We start from the raw sequence: 7306 nt of genomic DNA, 5'->3' as shown, positions 1-7306 counted from the left end.
ACGTCGAGCTTGGCGAACTCCTTGGCGTAGTCGAAGTTCTCGCCGAGCGGGTTGGCCTGGGACACGTGCGGATGCAACTTCGACACATCGACCTGGTCGGGCCACCAGTCTTGGTTCGTCAGGGGTGCGTGCGCCTTAGGCTCCGGCGCGGCGATCACCGGGTTTTCACTTTCGCTGCCTTTATGGGTCGTATCTGATGACACAGCATTCCTTTCAGGGAGTAGTTGAATCGGGCTGTGATCACGGCTGTGATCGGGAATCTGCAGTCGAGCAGTCGGGGCATAGACCCCAATAGATGACTTCGGCCTCGTCGAGAACGAAGCCATCCAGCACGTTGTCGCTGTCCGAAGGGATCAAGCATGGCGCCTCACCGACCGCACAGTCGACATCGGCGATGACCCCGCAGGATCGGCATACGACGTGATGGTGGTTGTCGCCGACCCGAGACTCGTAACGGGCAACCATGCCCAAGGGCTGAATGCGCCGAACTAGACCCGCAGCGGTTAGCGCGTTGAGGACGTCATACACGGCCTGGCGGGACACATCGGGCAGGCCGCTGCGTACCGCCGACAAGATCGTCTCGGTATCGGCGTGCGGATGAGAATGCAACGCCTCTAATACGGCGACCCTCGGCCGGGTCACCCGCAAATCGGCCATCCGCAGCTGCGCTGCGTGATCCGCCGACGTTGACGACACCACATCAATATGCCGCTGTTGTTTGGAACGAGTCAAGACCTTATCTGGAATCGGTCAAGAATTAATTAATCGACGCTTCGATCGCGGCTTCGGCCGCCCGCACGGCCGCGAGGTTGGCCTCTCTGCCCAGGCGGACCAGACGGGGGAGCGCACCGGGGTGCCTGACCAGGTAGCGGGCGACGGCCGAGAAGTTCGGACTGCCGTCCGGATTACTGAGGCCGGCAATCTCGGCGTCTACGGTGCCGTCGCCGGCCCGGTCGCTGATTGCGCGCACCACCGACCAGGGGACGCCCCGCTCGTCGCACACTTTCGCGACAGCAGCCGTTTCCATGTCGAGCGCTACCACGCCATGCGCCCGCAGGTCGGCGTGCAGCGCCGGATCGAGGAGCAGTTCGTCGGTAGTCCACAACTTCCCGTACGCGTTGCCGATGCGAAGCGGCGTGGGCCGGTACTCGGACCCGTCCACGCCGCTGACGACGAACTCGGGGAGCACCAGCGTTCCGATGGGCGTCTGGTTCTCGATGGCGCCCGCGATGCCGACGACGATCACCCACTCGACGTCGACCGTGTCCAGCAAGCGCACCGTCGCGGCATGCGCCAGGGCCGTGCCGATTCCGGTGATCACCGCGGTCAGTGGACGGTCGCCGATCTGGCCGGCATAGCCCAACGCGGTCTTGCGAAGCTCGAGTCGCCGTCGCAGCGGCCGGAGTTCCATGGGCATAGCGCACACGAAGCCGATCATCCGGCCATCGTATGCAGGGGCGCGAAAGGCCACCGCGGACGAAAAAGGAACGGAGAGCAACAACTCCGTCCCACTCCAATGTATAGCGCACCCGGGGGCTTGCGGCAAGACCCGGGTCATGATGCAAAATCGCTGGCCGAAGCCAGAACTCAGCGAAACGGGGGTGTGAGGTGGGTATCGAATCGATCTCCGAACATGCGGTGGTCGTTGCCGGGGGAGGCCCAACGGGCCTGATGGTGGCCGGCGAGCTGGCCTTGGCAGGAGTCGATGTTGCCATTGTCGAGCGGCGCACCAACCAGGACCTAATTGGCTCGCGAGCCGGTGGTCTGCATTCACGAACCATCGAGATCCTCGATCAGCGCGGGATCGCTGATCGATTCCTATCGCAGGGGGAGGTGGCGCAGGTCGCGGGGTTTTCTCAAATTCGTCTGGATATCAGTGACTTTCCCACCCGGCATCCCTACGGCCTCGCGCTGTGGCAGAACCACATCGAGCGGATACTGGCCGACTGGGTCAGCGAGCTGGCGGTCCCAATCTATCGCGGGTGCGAGGTGACGGGCTTCGCTCAAGATCGCACCGGCGTCGACGTCAAGCTGGCCGGCGGCCAGTCGCTAAGGGCGAAGTATCTCGTCGGGTGCGACGGAGGACGCAGTGCGATCCGCAAAGCAGCCGGCATCGAGTTCCCGGGTTGGGATGCGACGATGAGCTACCTACTCGCCGAAGTCGAAATGGCACCCGAGCCGTGCCGGCTGCCGGAATGGGGCATCCGCCACGACGCCCTGGGCGTCCATGCGCTCAGCAGGTTGGAAGATGGCGGACGGGTGCGGGTCATGGTAACCGAGAAACACCTCGGCCCCAACAGCGAAGCCACCTTGGGCGATCTGAGCAAGGGGCTCATCGATGTGTACGGGACAGATTACGGGATCCACAGTCCCGCATGGATTTCCAGATCCACGGATATGACGCGACAGGCGGCGGCTTATCGCGACGGACGGGTCCTGCTGGCCGGCGACGCCGCCCACGTGCATCATCCGATCGGGGGGCAGGGCCTCAACACCGGTGTGCAGGATGCGATGAACCTGGGATGGAAGCTCGCCCAGGTGGTCAACCAGACATCGCCCGACAGCCTGCTCGATACCTATCATGCCGAACGGCACCCGATAGCCGCGCGCGTGCTGCGCAATACGTTGGCGCAGATGGCTCTTCTTCGCCGTGCAGACGAAGAGCGCACCAAAGCCTTGCGCGACACCATGTCTGAGCTTCTCAGCATGGACGAGCCCCGCAAACGATTCGCCGCGATGATGTCCGGCCTGGACATCCATTACGACCTTGGTGCGGGGCACCCGCTGCTCGGGCGTCGCATGCCCGATCTGGACTTGGTCACCGACGACGGCCCGCTGCGAGTATTCGCTCTGCTGCATGACGCCCGGCCGGTGCTGCTCAATCTCGGTGCGCCTGGCGACGTCGACGTCACACCGTGGGTCAATCGGGTCAAAGCGATCAATGCGAAATACGTTGGTGAATGGGTTCTTCCGGCCCTTGGTGTGGTGACAGCTCCCACCGCCGTATTGATCCGGCCCGACGGATACGTGGCCTGGGTGGGGAAGCACACTCAACTCGGGCTCGGTGATGCGCTCACCAGCTGGTTCGGGCCGCCAAGTGCTCGCTCAGACACGCGCGTCAGCCCTCGAGCGCGTCTTGCAACTCCCGCACGTGGTCCTGCGTCTGCTGCAGCAACGGCCGCAAGGCCTCGGCGACGTCCGGTAATCCCAAATCGTTAGCCTCCGTCACGCGTTGCCGGTAGCGGTCCAGTTGACGCTGTTCCAGTTCCACATCGGCCTTCAGCGCAGCTGCACCGTCCGACGCGTCGGGCACGTCGGGAACTTTCACCGTCGGCGTACCGCCCAGAAAGTCGATCTGCTGAGCGAGGATCTTGGCATGCTGTAGCTCTTGGGTCAGGTGGTTGTCCAGTTCCTCGGTGATCGAGTGATATTCGGGCCCTTTGATCGTGGCAATGTGCTGGATGTACTGGACGATCGATTGATATTCGGTGCCCAGGTCTTCGTTGAGCCGCTCTATAAAGCTAGTTGTATCCATGCGGCTAGGTTCACCCCGCGACTGCATGCTGAAACATGGTCACGCGAGGCAAGTCCTTAACGTCGGATTCCTCATGTCATTCGTCGGCCTGGATAGCCGCACCTCCGAACACTATTTTCGGAGGTAGAGGCGCCGCGGATCCGGCAACCCGGTTACGGCTGTAGGTTGAACGCGGTTCCGGACAACCCGAGAGAGGAGACACCGTGCGCCAAACCGCGGCCATGGCCGAGGCCGACCGCGCGTGGATGGTGGATACGCTGCTTGCGCTGCTGCAGACCCCAAGCCCGGCGGGGCGCACCGACGCGGTAATGCAGCTGATCGGCGACATTCTCGATGACTTCGGCGTCCCATTCTCGCTGACCCGGCGCGGGGCGCTGACCGCCGAACTCGCCGGGAAGTCGCGGACCACCGAGCGGGCGCTGGTCGTTCACTCGGACACCATCGGATGCATGGTGCGCAGCCTGAAGGACAACGGCCGTCTGGAGGTGATCCCAGTCGGCACCTTTTCGGCCCGGTTCGCCGCGGGCGCTCGCGTGCGGATCTTCATCGACGATCCCGACGAGTTCATCACCGGCACGGTCTTGCCGCTCAAGTCCAGTGGGCACGCGTTTGGCGACGAGATCGACACCCAACCCACCGACTGGGAACACGTCGAGGTCCGGGTCGATCGCAAAGTGTCCTCCCGGGAGGACTTGGTCCATCTCGGCCTGCAGGTCGGTGACTTTGTGGCCATGATCACCAGCCCCGAGCTCACCGCCGACGGCTTCATCGTTTCCCGCCACCTCGACGGGAAAGCGGGCGTCGCGATCGCACTCGCACTCGCCAAGAACTTCTCCGAGAACAAGGTGGTGCTGCCGCACCGCACCACGATCATGGTCACCATCACCGAGGAGGTCGGCCACGGCGCCAGCCACGGTCTACCTGCCGACGTCGCCGAGCTGGTCTCGGTGGACAACGCGGTGTGCGCGCCCGGCCAGCACTCCATCGAGGACGGCGTGACGATCCCGATGGCCGATATGCACGGGCCGTTCGACTACCACCTGACTCGCAGGCTGTGCCGCCTTGCCGAGGAGCGGGAGATCCCGTTCGCAAGAGATGTGTTCCGCTACTACCGGTCCGATGCCGCCGCGGCGATCGAAGCCGGCGCAGGCACCCGGGCCGCGCTGGTCGGCTTTGGGCTCGACGGCAGCCACGGCTGGGAGCGCACCCACATGGACTCGCTGGAGGCCGCGTACAACCTGCTGCACGCCTGGCTGCAGACACCGCTGACGTTCGCCAAGTGGGACGCGAAACCGACGGGGAAACTAGAGGACTTCCCTTCCTCGAAACAGCCTGCGCCGACCGAGCAATGGGTGCCGCTATCTCGCGGCGACCACGCCGAACCCGGCGAAGCGTCGCCGGGTTCGCCCTGGCCGCCCTCCGTGGGACCGCAGACCTGAGGCACCCACGGGTGCTCAACACAAACCCGTGAGAGCGTTGGCGACACCGACGATTCGGGCCGTAGAAGCCGAATTTGGCGGAGGACATCGGCGCCGATCTATACAAAGATGAAGCCATGCGACTGCCAATAGCGCTTGCAAGCTTCGCCGCGGTAATCGGCCTGGCCGCGCCGGCGCAGGCCGACGGTGACGGGGACTTTCTGGCCGGGCTCAACAACGCCGGCATCACCTATCAAAGCGGACCTGACGCCATCGGCATTGGCAGGAGGGCGTGCGACCTGATGGACCAGGGCCACCCGCCAGCCGACGTCATCAAAGCCATGATGGACCAGAATCCAGGATTCACGAATGACGGCGCCGCCAAGTTCCTAGAGGTCGCGGAGAACACGTTATGCCCCCAACACATAGGGGGAGCGGTATCGCCGCCGCCACCACCGCCGCAGCAGCCGGCGGTCCCGCCGTTCTTCCCGTGGCCGGCGCTGCCAGGTGCGTTGTAGGCCTTGCTTTTTCTACTCGTTGACAGGTGCGAGAACTTCGGGGAGGGCCTCATCAGCCAGGTCTTCGAGTTCTTTGCCTTTGGTCTCCGGGCCGAGCAGGTAGCCGATTAACGTCAAGGCCCACAGGCCGGCCAGCGCCAGATACGGTGTCTGCAGCCCGTACTGCGTGATGGCCCAGCCGATGACGGTCGGAGCTGCAATCGAGACGATGCGGCCGCCACCGACGGCGATTCCGAAGCCGGTGCCGCGCAAGACCGTTGGGAAAAGCTCCGAGATGTACGTGTCCCCGACGCCCCAGAGCCAGCCAAGGGTCGCGATGGCGATTGCCCCGAAGACCTGGTATTCGGCTAACGATTCGGAGGTCGCCGCCAGGATGGTTGCGGCAACCTCGATGAGCGCGGCGAGGATCGCCGACGGCCGTCGGCCAATCCAGTCGGCGAGCGCAGTCCCGAGGAAAGCAAATACCGCTTGCAGCAAGAAGAACACCAGCGCGTAGCGGATCGCCTCGATTGGGGAAGCGTGAAACTTCTTTACGATGTAGGTGGTCAAAAACAGCGTCATACCCCAGTAGCCGACTGCGTTGGCGGTGTAGATGAGCCAGCCGGCGAAGAGGCGGCGCCGCACACCGGGCAGATGCCAAAGCTGGGGCTTGGCAGTCCCATTCACGACCGTGGCCTGTGCGTCGATGTAGCGATGCGACTCGGCGATGCCTTGCCGGACGAGGAATAAAAGAACGGCTGGGACGATTGCGACGATGAACGCCGATTGCCAGCCGAAGTGGGGCACCAGGGCCAGCGCGACGCCGGCGGCAAGAACGTAGCCCAGCGAGAAGAGCGAGAAAATCACCCCGCCGACACCGATGGCGCGGGTCTTCGCCGGCCAAACTTCGGCAGTGTATGGCGCTCCGACCGCGAGTTCACCAGCGCCGCCTACACCAGTGAGGAACCGCAGTCCCGTGAAGGCGGCGATGTTCGTCGTGAGTCCGGCCAACGCCGTCGTCACACCGTAGAGCAGGATTGAGACCCCGAGTGTCGTTTTCCGCCCCCACCTGTCGGCAGCGAACCCGAAGCCGATGGTGCCGATCGTGTAGCCGAGCAGAAAGATTGAACCTATGTATCCGGCTTGGGCGTCGGTGATATGCAACGTCTTCTTGATTTCGGGTAGCACCAAGCCATAGATGTTCACCGCGTATGAGTCGAAGCCGTAACCGAGTCCGGCGGTCACGGCGACAAAGAGCGACTGCTTGAAAGTCGCAGGTATGGTTCGGGGTATCTGGGCCGCCGAGATACCGCTAGCGGTTGATGTCATCCGTGAACGGTATGTAGCCGAGCGGCCTTTACAGAAGAATCAAGATCGTGGTGATCACAACACAAGCTTTCCCGGCTTGGGGGGGCCGCGAGGGCCGGGAAATTTAGTGCGGTTGCTGCCTTCGCGCTGCCCGCATACTAATCGACATGAATATTTCCAATGGCATGTCGAAGACGAGTGGGGCGTTCTTCATGCAAACGGTCGTCGCTTTCGTGGTGAGCTTCCTTGGCTCACTCGGTGGAATCCTTTTCCTTCCGTTGGACCCTTGGCAGCGACTGTTTCTCGGCATCAGCGTGCTGTTTCTGGTCTCGAGCGCGTTCAGTTTGGCAAAGGTCGTTCGCGATCAGCAGGAAGCCACGACCGTACGCGTTCGCCTCGATGAAGCACGCATGGAGAAGCTGCTCGCAGAACACTTTCCGTTCATTGGCGTTAGTTGACAGCTGTCAGCACCGCGCCGATGACAACGAGGACTAACAACAGCGAGGCGCCGACCGCCCCAAAGTCGCCCATCGATGAACCATGATGTC

Annotated in this window: 8 protein-coding genes and 1 pseudogene; 4 read left to right on the top strand and 5 right to left on the bottom strand. The window is 63.3% G+C overall.

Annotated features, from left to right (window positions below; translation table 11 throughout):
* The 3 genes from WAN71_RS02620 to WAN71_RS02610 all read right to left on the bottom strand — a co-directional run.
* Positions 1-203, bottom strand: a 203-nt coding sequence (locus tag WAN71_RS02620; protein WP_422223835.1) for a hypothetical protein, incomplete at its 3' end; no start/stop codon positions are given.
* A 37-nt stretch (positions 204-240) separates the two neighbouring features.
* Entirely contained in the window at positions 241-657 is a 417-nt protein-coding gene (locus WAN71_RS02615; RefSeq protein WP_422223836.1) for a Fur family transcriptional regulator, read from the bottom strand.
* Positions 658-757: 100 nt separating this feature from the next.
* Positions 758-1438, bottom strand: coding sequence for a hypothetical protein (locus tag WAN71_RS02610; RefSeq protein ID WP_422223834.1), 681 nt, complete (start codon positions 1436-1438; stop codon positions 758-760).
* A gap of 170 nt (positions 1439-1608) precedes the next feature.
* Between WAN71_RS02610 and WAN71_RS02605 the strand changes: the two are divergent.
* Positions 1609-3102 (top strand): annotated as a pseudogene (locus WAN71_RS02605) (FAD-dependent monooxygenase); the annotation flags it as partial.
* Positions 3103-3118: 16 nt separating this feature from the next.
* Here WAN71_RS02605 and WAN71_RS02600 read toward each other — a convergent pair.
* Complete coding sequence (locus tag WAN71_RS02600; protein ID WP_422223833.1) at positions 3119-3535, bottom strand: ferritin-like domain-containing protein; 417 nt, start codon at positions 3533-3535, stop codon at positions 3119-3121.
* A 203-nt stretch (positions 3536-3738) separates the two neighbouring features.
* Between WAN71_RS02600 and WAN71_RS02595 the strand changes: the two genes are divergently transcribed.
* Together WAN71_RS02595 and WAN71_RS02590 are read left to right on the top strand one after the other, a co-directional pair.
* A complete protein-coding gene (locus WAN71_RS02595) occupies positions 3739-4974 on the top strand; it encodes an osmoprotectant NAGGN system M42 family peptidase (RefSeq protein WP_422223832.1) in 1236 nt (411 codons plus the stop codon).
* Positions 4975-5090: 116 nt separating this feature from the next.
* Positions 5091-5471, top strand: coding sequence for a DUF732 domain-containing protein (locus WAN71_RS02590; protein ID WP_422223831.1), 381 nt, complete (start codon positions 5091-5093; stop codon positions 5469-5471).
* A gap of 12 nt (positions 5472-5483) precedes the next feature.
* On the opposite strand, the gene WAN71_RS02585 is transcribed toward WAN71_RS02590, so the two are convergent.
* Positions 5484-6779, bottom strand: coding sequence for an MFS transporter (locus tag WAN71_RS02585; RefSeq protein WP_422223830.1), 1296 nt, complete (start codon positions 6777-6779; stop codon positions 5484-5486).
* A gap of 146 nt (positions 6780-6925) precedes the next feature.
* Here WAN71_RS02585 and WAN71_RS02580 point away from each other — a divergent pair, with 146 nt between their 5' ends.
* Positions 6926-7216 carry a YiaA/YiaB family inner membrane protein gene (locus WAN71_RS02580; protein ID WP_422223829.1) on the top strand — a complete coding sequence of 97 codons (291 nt, stop codon included), beginning with the start codon at positions 6926-6928 and terminating at the stop codon, positions 7214-7216.
* Positions 7217-7306: the final 90 nt, after the last annotated feature.

The organism is Mycobacterium sp., from assembly GCF_049280035.1.
Lineage (GTDB): Bacteria > Actinomycetota > Actinomycetes > Mycobacteriales > Mycobacteriaceae > Mycobacterium.
This window is presented reverse-complemented; position numbering and strand designations above follow the sequence as displayed.

Excerpts from the sequence above, each read along its gene's own strand:
- WAN71_RS02600 (WP_422223833.1), bottom strand. The coding sequence starts at position 3,535 with ATGGATACAACTAGCTTTATAGAGCGGCTCAACGAAGACCTGGGCACC.
- WAN71_RS02585 (WP_422223830.1), bottom strand. The coding sequence starts at position 6,779 with ATGACATCAACCGCTAGCGGTATCTCGGCGGCCCAGATACCCCGAACC.
- WAN71_RS02580 (WP_422223829.1), top strand. The coding sequence starts at position 6,926 with ATGAATATTTCCAATGGCATGTCGAAGACGAGTGGGGCGTTCTTCATG.
- WAN71_RS02615 (WP_422223836.1), bottom strand. The coding sequence starts at position 657 with ATGGCCGATTTGCGGGTGACCCGGCCGAGGGTCGCCGTATTAGAGGCG.
- WAN71_RS02590 (WP_422223831.1), top strand. The coding sequence starts at position 5,091 with ATGCGACTGCCAATAGCGCTTGCAAGCTTCGCCGCGGTAATCGGCCTG.
- WAN71_RS02610 (WP_422223834.1), bottom strand. The coding sequence starts at position 1,438 with ATGATCGGCTTCGTGTGCGCTATGCCCATGGAACTCCGGCCGCTGCGA.